At 39.8% G+C, this 17,321-nt stretch carries 15 protein-coding genes and 1 pseudogene; 9 read left to right on the top strand and 7 right to left on the bottom strand.

Features of this window, described 5'->3' with window-relative positions:
- Positions 1-289: 289 nt before the first annotated feature.
- The 9 genes and pseudogenes from AM608_RS05195 to AM608_RS05155 all read left to right on the top strand — a co-directional run bounded on the left by AM608_RS05195 (position 290) and on the right by AM608_RS05155 (position 10,896).
- The gene (locus AM608_RS05195) at positions 290-1,078 is read left to right on the top strand and encodes a tol-pal system YbgF family protein (protein WP_053580983.1); all 789 of its coding nucleotides are present in this window, start codon (positions 290-292) and stop codon (positions 1,076-1,078) included.
- 3 nt (positions 1,079-1,081) lie between these two features.
- The gene (ribH, locus tag AM608_RS05190) at positions 1,082-1,567 is read left to right on the top strand and encodes a 6,7-dimethyl-8-ribityllumazine synthase (protein WP_016479053.1); all 486 of its coding nucleotides are present in this window, start codon (positions 1,082-1,084) and stop codon (positions 1,565-1,567) included.
- A gap of 95 nt (positions 1,568-1,662) precedes the next feature.
- Complete coding sequence (locus tag AM608_RS05185) at positions 1,663-2,376, top strand: DUF4294 domain-containing protein (protein WP_009421893.1); 714 nt, start codon at positions 1,663-1,665, stop codon at positions 2,374-2,376.
- Positions 2,377-2,431: 55 nt separating this feature from the next.
- Positions 2,432-3,736: a sodium:proton antiporter gene (locus AM608_RS05180; protein ID WP_053580982.1), complete on the top strand. Its 1,305-nt coding sequence runs from the start codon at positions 2,432-2,434 to the stop codon at positions 3,734-3,736.
- 14 nt (positions 3,737-3,750) lie between these two features.
- Positions 3,751-5,586 carry a GNAT family N-acyltransferase gene (locus AM608_RS05175; protein WP_009410077.1) on the top strand — a complete coding sequence of 612 codons (1,836 nt, stop codon included), beginning with the start codon at positions 3,751-3,753 and terminating at the stop codon, positions 5,584-5,586.
- Between the two features lie 13 nt (positions 5,587-5,599).
- Complete coding sequence (locus AM608_RS05170) at positions 5,600-6,346, top strand: hypothetical protein (RefSeq protein ID WP_053580981.1); 747 nt, start codon at positions 5,600-5,602, stop codon at positions 6,344-6,346.
- Positions 6,347-6,350: 4 nt separating this feature from the next.
- A complete protein-coding gene (locus AM608_RS05165) occupies positions 6,351-6,785 on the top strand; it encodes a DUF4268 domain-containing protein (RefSeq protein WP_053580980.1) in 435 nt (144 codons plus the stop codon).
- A 181-nt stretch (positions 6,786-6,966) separates the two neighbouring features.
- Positions 6,967-7,716, top strand: a pseudogene (locus AM608_RS05160) (SDR family oxidoreductase).
- A 21-nt stretch (positions 7,717-7,737) separates the two neighbouring features.
- Positions 7,738-10,896 (top strand): efflux RND transporter permease subunit, encoded by a 3,159-nt coding sequence (locus AM608_RS05155; RefSeq protein WP_053580979.1) that lies wholly within the window; start codon positions 7,738-7,740, stop codon positions 10,894-10,896.
- A gap of 716 nt (positions 10,897-11,612) precedes the next feature.
- Here AM608_RS05155 and AM608_RS05150 read toward each other — a convergent pair.
- The 7 genes from AM608_RS05150 to AM608_RS05120 form a co-directional block, all read right to left on the bottom strand.
- The gene (locus AM608_RS05150) at positions 11,613-12,782 is read right to left on the bottom strand and encodes an OmpA family protein (RefSeq protein ID WP_053580978.1); all 1,170 of its coding nucleotides are present in this window, start codon (positions 12,780-12,782) and stop codon (positions 11,613-11,615) included.
- Between the two features lie 267 nt (positions 12,783-13,049).
- Positions 13,050-14,684: a chaperonin GroEL gene (gene groL, locus AM608_RS05145; RefSeq protein WP_053580977.1), complete on the bottom strand. Its 1,635-nt coding sequence runs from the start codon at positions 14,682-14,684 to the stop codon at positions 13,050-13,052.
- 24 nt (positions 14,685-14,708) lie between these two features.
- Positions 14,709-14,987 carry a co-chaperone GroES gene (gene groES / locus AM608_RS05140; protein ID WP_002673428.1) on the bottom strand — a complete coding sequence of 93 codons (279 nt, stop codon included), beginning with the start codon at positions 14,985-14,987 and terminating at the stop codon, positions 14,709-14,711.
- Between the two features lie 204 nt (positions 14,988-15,191).
- The gene (gene secG, locus AM608_RS05135; RefSeq protein WP_053580976.1) at positions 15,192-15,569 is read right to left on the bottom strand and encodes a preprotein translocase subunit SecG; all 378 of its coding nucleotides are present in this window, start codon (positions 15,567-15,569) and stop codon (positions 15,192-15,194) included.
- 11 nt (positions 15,570-15,580) lie between these two features.
- Complete coding sequence (locus tag AM608_RS05130; protein ID WP_002673420.1) at positions 15,581-16,417, bottom strand: hypothetical protein; 837 nt, start codon at positions 16,415-16,417, stop codon at positions 15,581-15,583.
- A gap of 27 nt (positions 16,418-16,444) precedes the next feature.
- Positions 16,445-16,936 carry an LptE family protein gene (locus tag AM608_RS05125; RefSeq protein WP_009419020.1) on the bottom strand — a complete coding sequence of 164 codons (492 nt, stop codon included), beginning with the start codon at positions 16,934-16,936 and terminating at the stop codon, positions 16,445-16,447.
- 102 nt (positions 16,937-17,038) lie between these two features.
- A complete protein-coding gene (locus tag AM608_RS05120; RefSeq protein ID WP_053580975.1) occupies positions 17,039-17,305 on the bottom strand; it encodes a hypothetical protein in 267 nt (88 codons plus the stop codon).
- Positions 17,306-17,321 lie beyond the last annotated feature (16 nt).

Here is a 17,321-nt window from a genome sequence, read left to right as displayed (position 1 = left end):
TAATTAGGAAATTAGTAAATTAGAAAATTAGTAAATGGGGAAGTGTGAGGTCTTAGGTCATAGGCAATAGGGGAAAACATACTCCTTTAAAGAGGGAGTGTAGCGATGGAAAAGGGAAGAAATGAGGAATGACAAGGGACGAATGACGAAGGAGATGTGGAGAAAACTCGCCGTATATTAACTAATAGATAAAATGGGAAAAATGACTGATGAGTAAATAATTTTTTGTGTTTTGCTTTCTAATTAAAATAAAAGTTGTACTTTTGCCGAACTTTAATGAAAATTATATATGGCAACTTACAAAAAGAACAACAACCGACCTAATAGACAAAAAGATACCGAGCATTTAGACGAAGCAAAACAGGCTCAATTACACAAAGAAAGTACTACTGCTGAGGTGTTTGATGCCCTCGATGCAGGCGCTACTCGCACCGAAGATTGGGTAAAACGCAATCAGAAGATTATTATTGGAACTCTCATAGCCGTAGCTGTGATAGGCTTGGGTTATTTGCTTTACCAACAGTTTGTGAAAGCCCCTAGGGAAAAGAATGCTGCTAATGAGCTTTTCTTTGCACAACAGTTCTTTGATGAAGCGATGGAAGCTACTGATGCTAAAGCGCAGGATTCCCTCTTTAAAGTGGCTATCAACGGTGGAAAAGGAAAATATGGATTTAAGCAAATTGCCGAAAACTATAGCGGTACCAAAGCTGCTAACCTGGCTGAATACGGTATGGGTATGGCTTATATGCGTTTGCGTGACTATAACAACGCAATAAATCACCTTAAAGAGTTCGACTCTACTGATGATATTTTCGGAGCTTTGGCTTACGGGAATATAGGTGATGCTTACCTTCAACAGAAAAATAACGCTGAGGCATTGAAATATTATATCAAAGCCTTTGAACATAGCAAAAATGACTTCGTAACTCCATTATACCTGAAAAAAGCAGGAATAGTAGCTTCTTTGCAAGGTAAAAAAGACGATGCCTTGAAATATTATGAGCGCATCAAAGACGAGTACCCTACCTCAGAAGAAGCGCGTACTATCGATATCCTTATAGGGAAAATTAGTCAATAATTAATGGCAACAGAAAACAAAAACTTATCACAATACGATAAAAATATAATCCCAAATGCGGAATCTCTTCGCTTTGGGATTATTACTTCTCAGTGGAATGAGCAGATAACTTACGGAATGCGCAATGGTGCCATCGAAACCCTTAAAGATTGTGGTGCTATTGATGACAATATACTCTTATGGGAAGTACCAGGAAGCTTTGAATTAGTGCACGCTGCCAAGCGAATGCTCGATACTACCGAGGTAGACGCTATTATTGTAATAGGCTGTGTGATACAAGGAGAAACTCGTCATTTCGATTTCGTGTGCCAGGGTGTTACCCAAGGTATTGCCCAGCTCAATGCGGAACAAAGTAAAGTGCCTATTATCTTTTGCGTTCTCACTGATAATACTTTCCAGCAGTCGCTTGACCGCAGTGGTGGTAAGCTGGGTAATAAAGGCGTGGAGGCGGCTATTACTGCAATAAAAATGGCGGTGTTAGGGAAGTGAAAAGAGAAAAGTGAAACGTAAAAGGTTGGAACAATTTTTGCAATGCAAATGTTGTTAAAGTCGTTAGATTTTAAAAATAAATAAAGAAAATCAGAATGAAATACATCATTGCATCTATACAACATTACCTTTTATTCACTTACCCAGCTATCGCTGTTTTTGTCTTTTACCTTTTACCTCTTACCTCTTTCTCGCAGAAGCGTGATACTATTTATATTTTTGACCAGCAATTTTATTCAGGAGATACTATTCGGCTTGCTGAGGTGAGTGTTTTTGGTAAAGAGCATTACTTTGGTGATGCAGAAGCTCAAAAGCGCTATTTGCTACTCCGCAGTAGGGTGAAACGCGTGTATCCGTATGCCAAAATGGCTGCCGACCGGCTCTATACAATGGAACGTACGATGGATACTATGCAAAATAAACGACAAAAGAAGGTGTACGTAAAACGCACCCAACGCTATATTGAAGACCACTTCACCGACGAACTCAAAAAACTTTCCCGCTCGCAAGGGCGTATTCTCATTAAACTCATTCACCGCCAAACTGGAAAAACGGCTTACGAATTGGTAAAAGACCTGCGCAATGGTTGGAATGCTTATTGGTATAACAAAACCGCGTGGCTGTACGACCTTTCTCTCAAAAAAGGCTATGACCCTATGAATGTAGAAGAAGACTATTGGATAGAGGAAATTATCTTGCGGGCTATCAATAGTGGTGAATTAGAATATCAAACCCCAGCTTTACTATATAACTTCTCAGACCTTGTAGAACAACGACAGAAAAGACTTCAAAAGCAATTAGCAAATTAGCAGATTTGCAAATTAGCAAATTATTTGTACCTTTGCCGAAAATAAAATAGTACTAATGGAGTTATACTACGCTTTTTCAGTAATTATCGTCTTAGCAGCCTTGTTTTCGTACGTGAATGTTCGCTACGTAAAACTGCCTATGACCATAGGTATTATGGTGATTGCTATGATGATATCGGTAGGCGTACGTCTTTTCGGAGGTGAAGTATTTACAGGGCTTGCACACCGTCTTGAATCGCTTTTACAAGGCTTTGACTTCACTGAAATACTGATGGGAGCAATGTTGAACTTCCTTCTCTTTGCAGGAGCTCTCCACATCAATATCAACGACCTTAAAAACTACAAAATCTCCATTTTTACTTATGCAACTATCAGTGTAGTACTTTCGGCTTTCTTTATATCAGTTTTGCTGTACTACATTGCTCCTTTGGTAGAAATCCATATTCCTTACGTTTATTGTCTGCTTTTTGGTGCGCTTATTTCTCCAACCGACCCTATTGTAGTGTTGGGAGTGCTCAAACAAGTGAAAGTACCTAAACGCATTGAAACTAAGATTACGGGTGAATCGCTTTTTAACGATGGGGTAGCGGTAGTAATGTTTGCCGTAGTACTGAAATTGGCTACTAATAGCACTTTTGAGCCTTCGTTCTTCGCTATTACTAAGCTCTTTCTCTTGGAAGCAGGAGGAGGTATTTTACTAGGAGTGCTCTTGGGGTGGATAGCTTCTCAAATGATGAAAAAAGCCGATGACTATCACGTGAGTGTGCTTGTCACTTTGGCAGTGGTAATGGGTGGTTTTCTTATCACCAAAGCTTCTCACGTTTCTTCGCCTCTGGCAATGGTAATTGCAGGACTTTTTGTAGGAAATGTAGGCAAGAAAGCCAGCAGTGCAGAGAATAAAGATTACCTTGAAAAGTTTTGGGCAATCATAGACGAGATTATGAATGCTATCTTGTTCCTATTCATAGGATTTGAGATGCTACTGATAGACAATCTAACAGAGCAGTTCCTTTTAGGCGGGGTAGCTATTCTCGTATGCCTCTTGGGGCGTGCACTGGCGATTTATATTCCTGCCAAAACGATATTACGCAAGGTAGCTACCTATTCGCGAGGCTCGCTCATCACAATGGTGTGGGGGGGTATTCGCGGGGGAGTATCCATCGCCTTGGTACTCTCTATCCCTGCTGATAAAGGAGGATTAAAAGAAACACTTTTGCAAATTACTTATATTGTAGTATTGTTTTCCATTTTAGTACAAGGTCTTACCGTAGGCAAAGTGGCTACCAGAGCCTTGTATCGCGATGAGGTGATGACACGCTTGAAAAGAATGAAACAACTGCAAAAAGGGAAACAATCATAAGACTTTAAAGAAGAATGAGAAAGCAAAAAGATAAAGGATTGGTAAGTGCCAAAGAAGTAGCCAAAGCGATTAATATTGATAAACTTGGCTTCTTGGGTACTTTTGGAGGATGGGCACTGATGAAGTTGCTCCGTATCTCCAAGCTCAATGCTATTTACAACCGAAATAAACACTTTGAAGGGTTAGACTTCCTCAACAAACTGTTAGATGAGTTTGAAATAAAGTTCGAAATACCCGAAGAGGATTTTAAGAATATCCCTAAAGAAGGGGCTTTTATCACCATTTCTAACCACCCACTGGGGGGAATTGATGGCATTCTGCTTCTCAAACTACTCTTAGAAAAACGTCCTGATTTCAAGATTATGGCGAATTTTCTCTTGCAACGTATTGAGCCTTTAGCACCTTACGTATTGCCGGTAAACCCCTTTGAAGACCGCAAAGATGCGAAATCTAGCGTGGTGGGCTTTAAGCATACCATTGCACACCTCAAAGAGGGCAAACCCTTAGGTCTTTTCCCTGCGGGGGAGGTATCGGTAACCAAAGAGGGGCAACTGATGGTGGATAAGCCTTGGGAAGAGGCAGCTATGAAACTTGCTAAAAAAGTGAAAGTGCCTATTGTGCCTATCTATTTTCACGCCAAAAACAGTAAGTTGTTTTACTTCTTGGCGAGTATCAGTGATACGTTGCGCACGGCTAAATTGCCCTCAGAACTGCTTACACAGAAAGAACGCACTATTTATATACGCATAGGTAAGCCTATTTCGGTAGCTATGCAAGATGAGCATACCGATTTGGAAGATTTTACCGAATTTTTACGTAAGAAAACTTATATATTAGCCAATGCTTTAGAGCAAGATAAGAAGTTTTTACCACTCACTAACGTGTTGAAATCAAGCAAGAGCGGGAGCAATCCTCAACAGATAGAAGCGCCTATCAAACAAGACCTCATAGAGAAGGAAGTTGATAACATCACTAAAAAAGATTACCGACTGCTCAAAAACAACAACTACGAGGTATTCTTAGCACCTTATCAAGAGATTCCTAATATAATGAAGGAAATAGGACGCTTGCGTGAAATCACTTTCCGCGAAGTAGGGGAGGGGACTAATGCTTCGTCTGACTTAGATAAGTTTGACCTCTATTATCATCATCTTTTTCTTTGGGATAACGAAGCTAAGAAGATAGTAGGAGCTTACCGTATGGGCTTAGGGGCTGAAATATTCCCTAAATACGGTATCGAAGGCTTTTATACCCACGATTTGTTTCGTTTTGAACCCGAATTATACGATATGATGAGTAAAACCATCGAGATGGGGCGTGCTTTTATCATTTCAGAATATCAGCAGAAACCTATGCCACTGTTTTTGCTGTGGAAAGGGATTGCTCATACCACTTTGCGTTATCCGGAACACTCATATTTGTTGGGTAGTGTGAGTATTAGTAACCAGTTCTCTGACTTTTCTAAATCGCTGATGATAGAGTTTATGAAGTCGAACTTCTATGACCCTTATATAGCACAGTATGTACGCCCTAAAAAAGAGTTCAAAGTAAAGCTCAAAGACGAGGATAAAGATTTTATTTTCGACGAAACCAAAGCCGACCTCAATAAGTTCGACAAACTTATCGATGAACTCGAACCAGGTAACTTGCGTTTGCCGGTGCTCATCAAAAAATACATCAAGCAAAACGCCAAAGTCATTGCTTTCAACGTCGACCCACTTTTCAACAACTCTGTAGATGGATTGATGTACATTCGCATCTCCGACCTCCCTGAAAGCACTATGAAACCCGTGATAGAAGAGTTTCAAGCCGAACTCGAAGCTCGAATGAAGAATAATGAATATGAATAAATATTAGAAACCAATGAAAAAGATATTATTTTTAGTAGCATTACTACCACTGACTCTTGTTGCACAAACTGTGATTGTGCCTAATCGTTATACTTTCCAAAAGGAAGATAATCAGTACCAGCTGAATGCACTTACGAAGTTTTTACTGGAAAAACAAGGTTTTAAAACGTATATGGAGAGCGAAGCCCCTGCTGAACTGCTTCAAAACCCCTGCGATGCTCTGAGAGCCGACGTGAAAAACCAATCGAATATGATGACCTCTAAGGTGCAATTTATCCTCACCGATTGTGCTAATAAAACCGTCTTTACTTCCGAGATAGGTAAAAGTCGTGAAAAGGAGTTTAAGAAGTCGTATCAAGAAGCCTTGCGCAATGCCTTTGAAGGGAATGCTTTAGCAACTTTTAGGTCGGAATACAAAGCACCTGTTACTACTCAAACGGCAATGGCAACGCTTACTCCTGCACAACCTACTACCATAACAAAAAGCAATACTCAAATAATAGAAGAAGACCCCTATATAGAATTTTTATATGCTAAAAAAGTGGATTTTTCATACGAATTGTATGATAAGAAGACTAATGAATTGCGTTATAAAATCAAACCGACTCTTACCCCGAATACATTCGTAGCTTATGATTTAAAAAATAATGAATTTGGAGTGCTTGAAAAGGACGGCTCCACGTTCTATAAATTTACTTTGTTTAAAAAAATAGATGATAGAGGTCATACATTTTTAGCAAATATCCAATTCACACTTTAACCCCGTGTACAGCAAAGCCGAAGCAAAAAAACTACGCGAAGACTTCTGGATATCTTTTGGTAAATCGTTCCCTCGCAAATGGACGTTGTATGACACTAAAATAAAGGATTTTAGTTTTAAGTTTTCATTCGACACCTGTAAAGCACGGGTGCTTCTCGCTGTGGAAGACCCTGACGAGGCAACACGTAGTTTGTACTACAACAAATTGTTGTCGCTGAAAACGATTCTGCAAGAACAGTACCTCCCTAATGTTGTTTTCGAAGAGCACTTTCTCTTGGACAACGGTAAAGAAATCAGCTGTGTGTATGTAGAACTGCCAAACGTAACCATTCACAACAAAGCTACTTGGCAATCAGCGATGGAGTTCCTCTATCAATCGATGTTGCAGTTTGAAGCCTTTTGGGCAGAGTATAAAGACATAATACAAGAAGAAAAATAAGCACTACTTACCTCTGTATTATCCTTTGAAACTTTAAGAAAAGATTAACATCGAACCTCATTCTCACATAACTTTTTTGTCTTACCTTTGCATAGAATAAGGTAACACCCTCAAAGAGGAAGTGTTTTTTACAATAAAAGCACTTCCTTTTCTGTATTTAATATCTAATAAATTGGTAATTATGAAAGAAAACATCAAAGATAAAGTCGTGATTATTAGAGGAGCCAGTAGCGGGCTCGGCGAAGCTACTGCTCTTTATTTGGCGTAGTATGGTGCTATAGTCGTAGCGGTTGCGCGCCGTAAAGATCGCTTGGAATCGCTAGTGAAACGTATCGGCTCTCAAGGCGGTAAGGTGCTTGCCATTGTATGTGATGTTACCAAACGTGAGGACTTGGAACGTGTTGCCCAAGAAACGCTCAAAGCTTACGGTCGTATAGATGTGCTGGTAAACAATGCTGGACTGATGGCACAGGCTCCTCTCGAAAAGCTTAAAGTAGACGAATGGGACAAAATGATTGATATCAATATCAAAGGGGTACTCTACGGTATTGCTGCAGTACTCCCAACGATGCAGAAGCAACATAGTGGACATATCATCAACTTATCCTCAGTAGCGGGTTTGAAGGTGGCGGCAGGTCGTGGCACGGTGTACAGTGGTACTAAGTTTGCTGTAAAAGCTATTAGTGAAGGTTTACGTATGGAAACCGCTAAAGATAACATTCGCGTGACTACTCTTTACCCAGGCGCCGTGGAGAGTGAACTTAAGTATGGTAGTTCCGACCCCGAAGCTAGCGCAGGTATTCAGGCTTTTTATAAGGAATATGAGATTCCTGCCGATTCAGTTGCCCGTGCTATTGCATATGCTATTGAACAACCAGAGGACGTAGCTATCAATGAGATTACTTTGCGTCCTACTAAACAAGAATTTTAATTCAAGTATAACATCTAACTTATGATAAAAAACTTTATTAACAGACCCGTACTATCAACGGTAGTCTCTATCTTAATAGTAATTTTAGGGGTATTGGGGATTATCTCTTTGCCTATCTCTCAATATCCTGATATCGCCCCTGTAACGGTACAGGTATCGGCTAACTATGCAGGAGCCAACGCCGAAACAGTGCTTAAAGCGGTGGTGATTCCGCTGGAAGAACAAATCAATGGGGTGGAAAATATGGATTATATTACCTCATCGGCTTCTAATAGTGGTTCAGCAAATATTACTGTATATTTCAAACAGGGCACCAATGGCGATATCGCGGCGGTAAACGTACAAAATGCAGTGTCGCGTGCCAACTCTATTTTGCCATCTGAGGTAACCCAATCGGGGGTAACGGTGCGTAAACAGAGCTCAGGTAATCTGATGTTTCTCACCTTCTTCTCTGAGAATAAAGAGTTAGACGATGTATTTCTACAAAATTATTTAAGCATCAATGTGATTCCTGCAATCAAACGTATCAGTGGGATAGGGGATGCCAATGCTTTTGGGGGTAAAACCTATTCTATGCGCATTTGGTTGAATCCGCAAAAACTCCAAGCCTATGGGCTTAATCCTACCGAGGTAACTGCTGCAATTTCAGCTCAGAGTAGAGAAGCAGCTGCGGGTACTTTGGGGCAAAACAGCGGTAGTAGCTATGAATATGTGATTAAGTACAAGGGGAAATACACCCAAGTATCGGAATATGAAAATATAGTACTCAAAGCTTTAGATGGGGGTCGTATTCTCCGTCTTAAAGATGTGGCTAAGGTAGAACTCGACGCGCTCGGATATACAGGGTTTTCAGAAAGCAAAGGTCGCCCTGCTGTGGCAATGGGTATCTCACAAACGCCAGGCTCTAATGCTCACGAGATTATCCAAAATATCGAAAAGCTCTTAGACGAGTTGAAACCTTCTTTGCCCGAAGGGATTACTTATACTATCAACTACAACGCCAACACTTTCTTAGATGCTGCCATTTCTAAGGTGGTGTCTACCCTTTTAGAGGCTTTCTTATTGGTGTTCTTGGTGGTGTATATCTTCTTGCAAGACTTCCGTTCTACACTCATTCCCGCTATTGCGGTGCCAGTGTCTATCGTGGGTACTTTCTTCTTCTTGAATCTCTTTGGCTATTCTGTCAATATGCTTACCCTCTTCGCCTTGGTGTTAGCTATCGGTATAGTGGTGGACGATGCCATTGTGGTCGTCGAGGCGGTGCACGCTAAGATGGAACAAACTCACGAGAAAGCTAAACCCGCTACCATTTCAGCTATGAACGAGATTACAGGAGCGATTATCTCTATCACCCTTGTGATGGCAGCAGTGTTCGTGCCGGTAACCTTTATGGGTGGTACTACGGGCGTGTTCTACAAACAGTTTGGGGTAACTCTGATTGTAGCTATCGTGATTTCAGCTATCAATGCGCTTACCCTCAGTCCGGTGCTTTGTTCGCTTTTCCTCAAACCTCACGACAATAAAGAATATGAAGAAAAGTCGTGGTTTGGCAAGTTCTTCCACAAGTTTAATATAGCTTTCAATGCCGCTACGCATAAATATGGGCAAACCTTTACCTTCTTCCTTCGTCATAAATGGGTAACCTTAGTGCTCTTACTTATGGCAGGAGGTGGTATCTATTTTGCCAATAAAAGTATGAAATCGGGCTTTGTGCCCAGTGAAGACCAAGGGTTTGTGATGATGGATGTATCGATGATTCCTGGTGCCTCTATGGAACGTGTCGCCAATATTATGCGTGAAGTAAACGAAAGTCTTTCCAATATACCAGGGGTGGAAAATGTTACCTTTGTTACCGGTCGCGGTATGATTTCAGGCGAAGGTAGTAATAATGGTATGGGTTTCTTCAAGCTGAAACCTTTTGAGGAACGTTCTAAACTCCCAGGTCAAGACATTCAGTCGATTATCAACAATGCCTTTCGTGCTGTTGCCAATATCAAAGATGCCAATGTGATTTTCTTCCAACCGCCTTCCGTGCCTGGTTTTGGTGTAGGAGGTGGGGTATCGTTTGTACTCTTGGATAAATCCGGAAGTGATATCAGTGAGGTGAACAAGAATGCACAAGAATTCTTGGGTGCCCTGATGCAACGTCCCGAGATACAGTTTGCCCAAACGTCTTTCAATGTGAACTATCCACAATACCAAATGGATATCAATGTGGAACGCGCTATGCAATCGGGTATTACGGTGAGCACTATTCTATCGACCTTACAGAATTATATAGGGGGCTTCTATGCAACTGACTTTACCCTTTACGGAAAGCAATACCGCGTAATGGTACAATCGTTGCCCGAAGCGCGTAAAGACCTCAATAGCCTTAATAGCTTATTCGTGAAAACAGGTAGTGGAACAATGGCTCCTATTACCGAGTTTGTAACTCTTACACGTACCTTTGGACCTCAATCGCTCAGCCGTTATAACCTCTTTACTTCGGTGTCTATTTCGGCTCAGAACAACCCTGCCTATAGTACAGGTGATGCTCTGAAAGCAGTACAAGAGGTGGCTGCCCAAACCCTCAATAATAATTATGGAATCGACTATACAGGTTTGACCCGTGAAGAACAGAATGCCGGCTCACAAACCATTCTCATCTTCTTGCTCAGCTTGGTGTTTACTTATTTTATTCTTTCAGCACAGTATGAGAGTTACCTATTGCCACTATCAGTGCTCTTCTCATTGCCTTTTGGTATCTTTGGAGCGTATTTAGGACAATGGCTTTTTGGATTAGAAAATAATATCTATTTCCAAATTTCCCTCATTATGCTAATGGGACTCTTAGCTAAAAACGCGATTTTGATTGTAGAATTTGCTGTGCAACGCCGTCGTATGGGTGAAAGCCTATCTAAGGCAGCTATCAATGCCGCAATGGCGCGTTTGCGCCCTATCTTGATGACCTCTTTTGCCTTTATCGTTGGTTTGATGCCATTGGTATTTGCCTCAGGGGTAGGAGCAGCAGGAAACCGTTCAGTAGCTACGGGAGCCGCTATCGGTCAGCTTATTGGTACCTTTTTCGGACTTGTTGTGATTCCGGTATTTTTTGTATTCTTCCAAGCGATACAAGAGAGTATTAGTGGTCATAAAGAAAAAGAAGAGATATTTGTAGAGCCTACTGGAGAATATTAAAAGCCTGTTGTGCTACGACAAAAAAGGCTGTCTGCTTTTTAGCAGACAGCCTTTTTTATTTTCTATTACTAGCATATTATTTTTGCGTCGTTTTTGCGTCCAATACTTTGCCAAAGTTGGAAACTTTAGTAAAATAGATATTCCTTTTGTGTCGCAATCCGTACAAATCTCATTTCTTTAGCTTCTAAATCCGCTCTATAAACCTCGCAGATTTGTGGAATCTGTGTAATTCTGTGGGATTTTTTATTATCTGATGTTTTCTTATCCAGAACTCAGAAAGTAGTAATATTGTTTTTTATTTATCAAAAACGCTATTTTAACACTTTTTCTTCAATAAAGTTATAAGGGCTTTTTACCTATTGATATCCAATATTCTAACACCTTTCCTTCGTCTTAGGTTCGTCTTAGGTTCGCCTTAGATTCGCTCTACCTTCGGTTAAACTTCAATTAAAAGATAACAAAGGTTTTTCTAATATTTTACTGATAAATAATGTTTTAACGTTTTTGACATCACAAAAGACTATCAAGTGTTCTACTTTCTAAACTTTAAAAAAATTGCAGGGTTTTAAAAGAGATTAACATTTTTTCAGCATTGACCTTGCCTCTTTTAATTCGAGTCAAACTCACGTAATAGAAAATAAAAAAGGCTATCCTAATTAGGATAGCCTTTTTCCTTAATTTTTATTTGTAAGTTCTTATTTTGTAGGGTATTTTGATTACTCTACGATATTAGCGATACTTACACGGTTCCAATCTGGTTCACTGAACATATCACCGATACCATTACCTTCAGCTTGGATTCTATCAGCTGAGATTTTGTAACGTTTAACTAAAAGGTTTTTAACAGCTTCAGCACGAGCAGTAGCTAATTGTTTGTTCTTTTCTAAGTTTCCTTCTGGTGAAGCATAACCTTTGATACTAACTTTAGCATTACTATATTTGTTAAGGTAAGAAGCGATACGCTCTACGTTAGGCAATTGAGATGCATCGATAGTACTTTTAGCTACACGGAAAGTAACTACTGATTCCAAAGTTTTCTTGTTTTTAGTAACTACTTTTTCTACTACTTCTGGTTTCTTGTTGCGAGCTGCTTCTAAGTCATCTTGCAATTTATTAACTTGTCTTTGGCAGTCAGATAATTCCTTGTTTTTGCTGTTCAACTCATCACGAAGTCTACTCAATTCTGCGCTATTGTCAGGATTTTGAGTAGCTGTAGTGAAGTGGTGAGCACCATTGCTTCCTTTAAAACGGTAAACTACACCAGCAGTTACTTGAGTGAAAGAGTTTTTGAGGTTCAACTCATTACTAGAAACAGATTCAGCACGGTTTTCTACACCATCAACCCCATAAACAAGAGCAGGGCTAATTTTGATACCCCAAGCTTTACTTTGTCCTAAGTTGAAAAGCAAGTTAGAACCAAACTCAGCAGTCATAGTGTTTAATACATTAGGAGCTTTTCTATTGTCAGCACCTTGTGGATATATGTGTGCCCAACCTAAACCAGCGAAACCTTCTACTTCGAAGAAACGAGGTGTTCCTTTGTAACCAGCGATAAGGTTGCTCAAGTTTACAGTACCTACCAAACTTACGTTTGACATATCTACAAAGTTTCCAAACTCTGGAGCATCGTCAAATTGTACTGGACGTACATACGCCATACCTTCAACGCCTAAACGGAAAGCTGGAGAGATTTGTTTGCCAATCTCAGCTCCAAAAGTGGCACGGGTGTTTTTGATAAAAGCTTCACGGGTAGTCCAAGAGAATCCACCACCTTTAACACCTACTTGCCAGTTGTCAAAAAATTTGCTCTTACTTAGCATATCTTGTGCATTAGCACTTGTTATCACTGCAACGACAGTTGCAATACTTAATAAGGTTTTTTTCATATAAAAAAATGTTTATTACTTGTGTTTTAAAATTCGGGGCAAATATACGACTTTTTTTATTTGTACAATCATTTTTAGTAATAAAAGATGTGCTTTTTGCATTTTTATCCTGTTTTTTAACGTTTTATTTACAAACCGTTTGCATTTCTTTCACATTTCAGAGAGTTAATATAGTTTTTGGGTATAAAAAATCAGGGAGAGTTTCATTGTAAACTCTCCCTGATTTTCGTGTTAATAAAATATGATAATAATGCTATGAATTTACAATTACATCATTCCTGGCATTCCACCACCCATTGGAGGCATTGCAGCTGCTTTATCGTCTTTGATGTCTACCAAAGCACATTCAGTAGTGAGAATCATACCAGCTACTGAGGCAGCATTTTCAAGAGCTACACGGGTTACCTTTTTAGGGTCGATGATACCTGCTTTAAACATATCGGTATAAGTACCTGTTTTAGCATTGTATCCGTAAGCATCTCTTGAAGCCTCGAGTACACGAGCTACGATTACAGAACCTTCAACCCCTGCGTTTTCTACGATAGTGCGCAAAGGAGCTTCCAATGCTTTGAAGATAATTTTAATACCTGTTTCTTCGTCGGCATTGAGAGGTTTTAGTTTTCCTAAAACATTTTTAGCACGAATAAGCGCTATACCACCTCCTGCTACGATACCTTCTTCAACAGCTGCACGAGTAGCGTGAAGGGCATCATCTACACGGTCTTTTTTCTCTTTCATTTCCACTTCCGAAGCAGCACCTATGTAAAGCACTGCTACCCCACCAGAGAGTTTAGCTAAACGCTCTTGTAGTTTTTCACGGTCATAATCAGAAGAGGTGTTTTCGATTTGTGCTTTGATTTGTGCTACACGCGCTTTGATATCATCAGATTTTCCAGCACCATTTACAATAGTGGTGTTATCTTTGTCGATACTTACTCTTTCGGCAGTACCAAGCATATCGATAGTAGCGTTTTCAAGAGTGAAGCCTCTTTCTTCGGCAATTACAGTACCACCGGTTAGGATAGCGATATCCTCGAGCATAGCTTTACGACGGTCACCAAAACCAGGAGCTTTTACAGCAGCGATGCGAAGAGTACCGCGCAACTTGTTTACTACTAAGGTAGCTAAGGCTTCACCATCGATATCTTCAGCGATAATCAAAAGAGGTTTGCCAGATTGAGCTACAGGCTCTAATACAGGAAGCAAGTCCTTCATAGTAGAGATTTTCTTGTCGTACAACAAGATATAAGGGTGGTCGAGTTCTGCAACCATCTTTTCAGAATCGGTTACGAAGTAAGGAGAAAGGTAACCGCGGTCGAACTGCATACCTTCTACTACATCTACGTAAGTATCTGTACCTTTTGCTTCTTCTACGGTGATAACCCCTTCTTTACCTACTTTCTCGAATGCTTGAGCGATAAGTTCGCCAATAGTATCGTCGTTGTTAGCAGAGATAGAGGCTACTTGTTTGATTTTTTCAGAAGAAGAGCCTACTTCTTTAGCTTGTTTAGCCAAGTGTTCTACGATTTTTGCTACGGCTTTGTCAATACCGCGTTTTAAATCCATTGGGTTAGCACCAGAAGCTACGTTTTTAAGACCTTCTTTTACGATAGCTTGTGCTAATACAGTAGCGGTAGTGGTACCATCGCCTGCGAGGTCATTGGTTTTAGAAGCTACTTCTTTTACCATTTGAGCACCCATATTTTCAAGAGCGTCTTCTAGTTCTATTTCCTTAGCAACGGTTACCCCGTCTTTGGTTACTTGTGGTGAACCAAATGATTTGCTAATAATCACATTACGACCACGAGGGCCTAATGTTACTTTTACTGCATTTGCTAATGCATCAACGCCACGTTTTAAACCTTCGCGAGCGTCTATATCAAATTTAATATCTTTTGCCATTTCTTTAGTTTTTAGTTTTTATGTTTAGATAACTGCTAATACGTCGTTTTCACGCATAATAAGGTAGTCTTTACCTTCTAATTTTAGTTCAGTACCGGCATATTTGCCATAGAGTACTGTATCGCCTACTTTTAGGGTTACAGGGTTATCTTTAGTACCTGCTCCAACGGCTACAACCGTACCTTTTTGAGGTTTTTCTTTTGCAGTATCAGGGATGATAATACCTGATGCGGTAGTAGTTTCGGCCACTGCGGGCTCAATCACTACTCTATCAGCTAAAGGTTTAATATTCAATTTTGCCATTATTTGTTTAGTTTTTAGTTATTTTTTTTGTTTAGAAAATAGGAATTAGGTGTTAGGGAATTACATCGCCCGCGCCCCCTTCGAAAGGGGGATGTGGGGATGTTATCTAACCTTTTCATTCAAGTATTTTAATTCCTTTTATAAAAAATCGAAGAGGATATTTCAGAAAGTATGCCAATCTGTAAAAACTGACTTTTTGTCAGTTTAGTTACCTGTATTAGAAGATGTGGCAGGAGTAGCAGGCATTTGGGTAGCATTGTTGGCAGGTGCTTGTTGGTTAAGAGGGTTTTCTATAGGGGCAGTAGGGGTATTGCCATCGAGCAGTTTAGAATCGGCATTTACACCGGTATTGCCTTGTAGTAAGGTGTTGGCGATAAGGATAAGCACTCCTAAAGCAGTAGCAAACGTCCAAGTACTGCGTTCGAGGAAGTCGCCTGTTTTTTTCACGCCACCTACTACTTGAGTATTGCCACCGAAAGTAGAAGAGAGTCCGCCTCCTTTAGGGTTTTGTACCATAATTACTAAAGCGAGTAGCAAACATACTACCACGATAAGCACTAAAAAGATGTTGAATGTAGTCATTTCTCTATAAATTAAAATAAATTATTTTGTTGTAGTTTTTTGATATTTTCTATTTGGGCTGCAAAGTAAGCACTTTTTTCTGGATTTTTCAAAATTAATATTTCATACGCTTGTATAGCTTGCTTAAATTTGCGCTGATTTACATATACTTGTGCCAATGTTTCGGTCATTAATTGTTTAGGGTCTGAGTTTACATCATCGGCTAAATTTACGTTGGATACATAGTCTTTGGAGGCTTCAATCTTAGGATTGTTCTCCAAAAACTTATCAATGAGTTTGAACTTCTCGGCTACCTTGTCGTCTTTATAAGAAACTTCGGTATGGTCATCGGAGATGTTTTCTAACCATTGAGAGATATTGTCAGTATCAGTTTTAGGCTTTTCCTCTGTTTTTGGTTCAAAAGCATCGGCTAACTCTTGGTGATTTACCAAATCTTCGGGGAAAATAGGTTCTTCGAAAATAGATTCGGGTACATTAGGGCGATACAAGCGCGGTTCGTGGTCGATGTAACTTACCTTAGGAGGTGTATTCTCAGTTTCTTCGGCTTCCTTGCGTTCTCTCGCTTTGCGAATACGTTCAAAATCACGACGTAGGGCTGAGAAATCAGGGATAATACTTTTAGAATTGATAAAGTCGAACAATACTGAGCGGTCGGTTACGTGTACCGCAGCGAGTTTTAAGGCTTTGTTGTACTTGTAGTTTTCTTCGGAATGCAATATTTTGAGTTGTAACACCCTTGCTGCTTGAAAATAAGGATATTCCTTCACTATCTCGTCGAGTTCATATACTTGATCATCGTTAATAGTGTAGGGATGCCTAATAATCTCTATGAATTGTTTTACTGTCAATCTTACCTTATTGTCTTTACCTAATTGTTACCAATCTGCTAATGAGGCGTTGAAAATATCTTGGGTGATACGCTCGAATATCTGTGGGATAGCTTCGCCTTTTACCGAGTTGAATTGTGTAGCAGCAGGATAATCATAGTAAAAAGAGAAGCGTTTTTCAAAGTCTTTTTTATCTTCTTTATGATTAGTAAAGCGCACATTTACGCCTATGGTTACACGGTTTTGGGCAGCGGTTTGTCCTGCAGTAGCCGTCATAGGGGTAATGTTAAACTCTACGATTTCGCCTTCGTACACGAGGTCGCCATTGCGATCGGTAAGGCTGAGGTTGGTTTGGTTGTTAATCAAATCTTGTAAGGCGATGGTAAAATCGCGGTCGAGTCCAGGTTCTACCAAGGGAGCATCGTTGCGAAAGAAGTTTACTTGAAAAGTCTTTGCATCGCCTGTACTTCCTCCTGTAAAGTTGTAGATACCACAACTTATAGCAGTGAAAGCCAAGAGTATATATAAGATATATTTCATTTTACCAATCAATTAGCGGGCAAAGATACGAAAATAATTACGAATGACAAATTACGAATGACGAAATTGCAGTAAAAAGTATATTGCTATCAGTTATTACTATCATTTTTCAGCATATTTATTCTTCATAGTCTTGAAATATCGTTTGGCAAAACCTTTTTTTACATCTTGTGATAGTTCCATTATAAAATCGCGATGTGCAATAGGAATACCGTCTTCATCTTCTTCTAATATTTCCATAGAGGAAGCTGATGTTTCTTTCTTGCTCTTAGGCACTTCTACTTTTACAAATGGCAAAGACTTTACATATTCCAAAAAAGCTAAAGCCATTTCACTGCTATTGTCTACTTTGAGAATGGTTGTATTCATAGTTTTTACTGTTAAA

The sequence above is a fragment of the Capnocytophaga sp. oral taxon 323 genome (genome assembly GCF_001278825.1).
GTDB classification, from domain to species: Bacteria; Bacteroidota; Bacteroidia; order Flavobacteriales; family Flavobacteriaceae; genus Capnocytophaga; species Capnocytophaga ochracea.
This window is presented reverse-complemented; position numbering and strand designations above follow the sequence as displayed.

Excerpts from the sequence above, each read along its gene's own strand:
- AM608_RS05195 (WP_053580983.1), top strand. The coding sequence starts at position 290 with ATGGCAACTTACAAAAAGAACAACAACCGACCTAATAGACAAAAAGAT.
- ribH (WP_016479053.1), top strand. The coding sequence starts at position 1,082 with ATGGCAACAGAAAACAAAAACTTATCACAATACGATAAAAATATAATC.
- AM608_RS05185 (WP_009421893.1), top strand. The coding sequence starts at position 1,663 with ATGAAATACATCATTGCATCTATACAACATTACCTTTTATTCACTTAC.
- AM608_RS05180 (WP_053580982.1), top strand. The coding sequence starts at position 2,432 with ATGGAGTTATACTACGCTTTTTCAGTAATTATCGTCTTAGCAGCCTTG.
- AM608_RS05175 (WP_009410077.1), top strand. The coding sequence starts at position 3,751 with ATGAGAAAGCAAAAAGATAAAGGATTGGTAAGTGCCAAAGAAGTAGCC.
- AM608_RS05170 (WP_053580981.1), top strand. The coding sequence starts at position 5,600 with ATGAAAAAGATATTATTTTTAGTAGCATTACTACCACTGACTCTTGTT.
- AM608_RS05155 (WP_053580979.1), top strand. The coding sequence starts at position 7,738 with ATGATAAAAAACTTTATTAACAGACCCGTACTATCAACGGTAGTCTCT.
- AM608_RS05150 (WP_053580978.1), bottom strand. The coding sequence starts at position 12,782 with ATGAAAAAAACCTTATTAAGTATTGCAACTGTCGTTGCAGTGATAACA.
- groL (WP_053580977.1), bottom strand. The coding sequence starts at position 14,684 with ATGGCAAAAGATATTAAATTTGATATAGACGCTCGCGAAGGTTTAAAA.
- groES (WP_002673428.1), bottom strand. The coding sequence starts at position 14,987 with ATGGCAAAATTGAATATTAAACCTTTAGCTGATAGAGTAGTGATTGAG.
- secG (WP_053580976.1), bottom strand. The coding sequence starts at position 15,569 with ATGACTACATTCAACATCTTTTTAGTGCTTATCGTGGTAGTATGTTTG.
- AM608_RS05125 (WP_009419020.1), bottom strand. The coding sequence starts at position 16,936 with ATGAAATATATCTTATATATACTCTTGGCTTTCACTGCTATAAGTTGT.
- AM608_RS05120 (WP_053580975.1), bottom strand. The coding sequence starts at position 17,305 with ATGAATACAACCATTCTCAAAGTAGACAATAGCAGTGAAATGGCTTTA.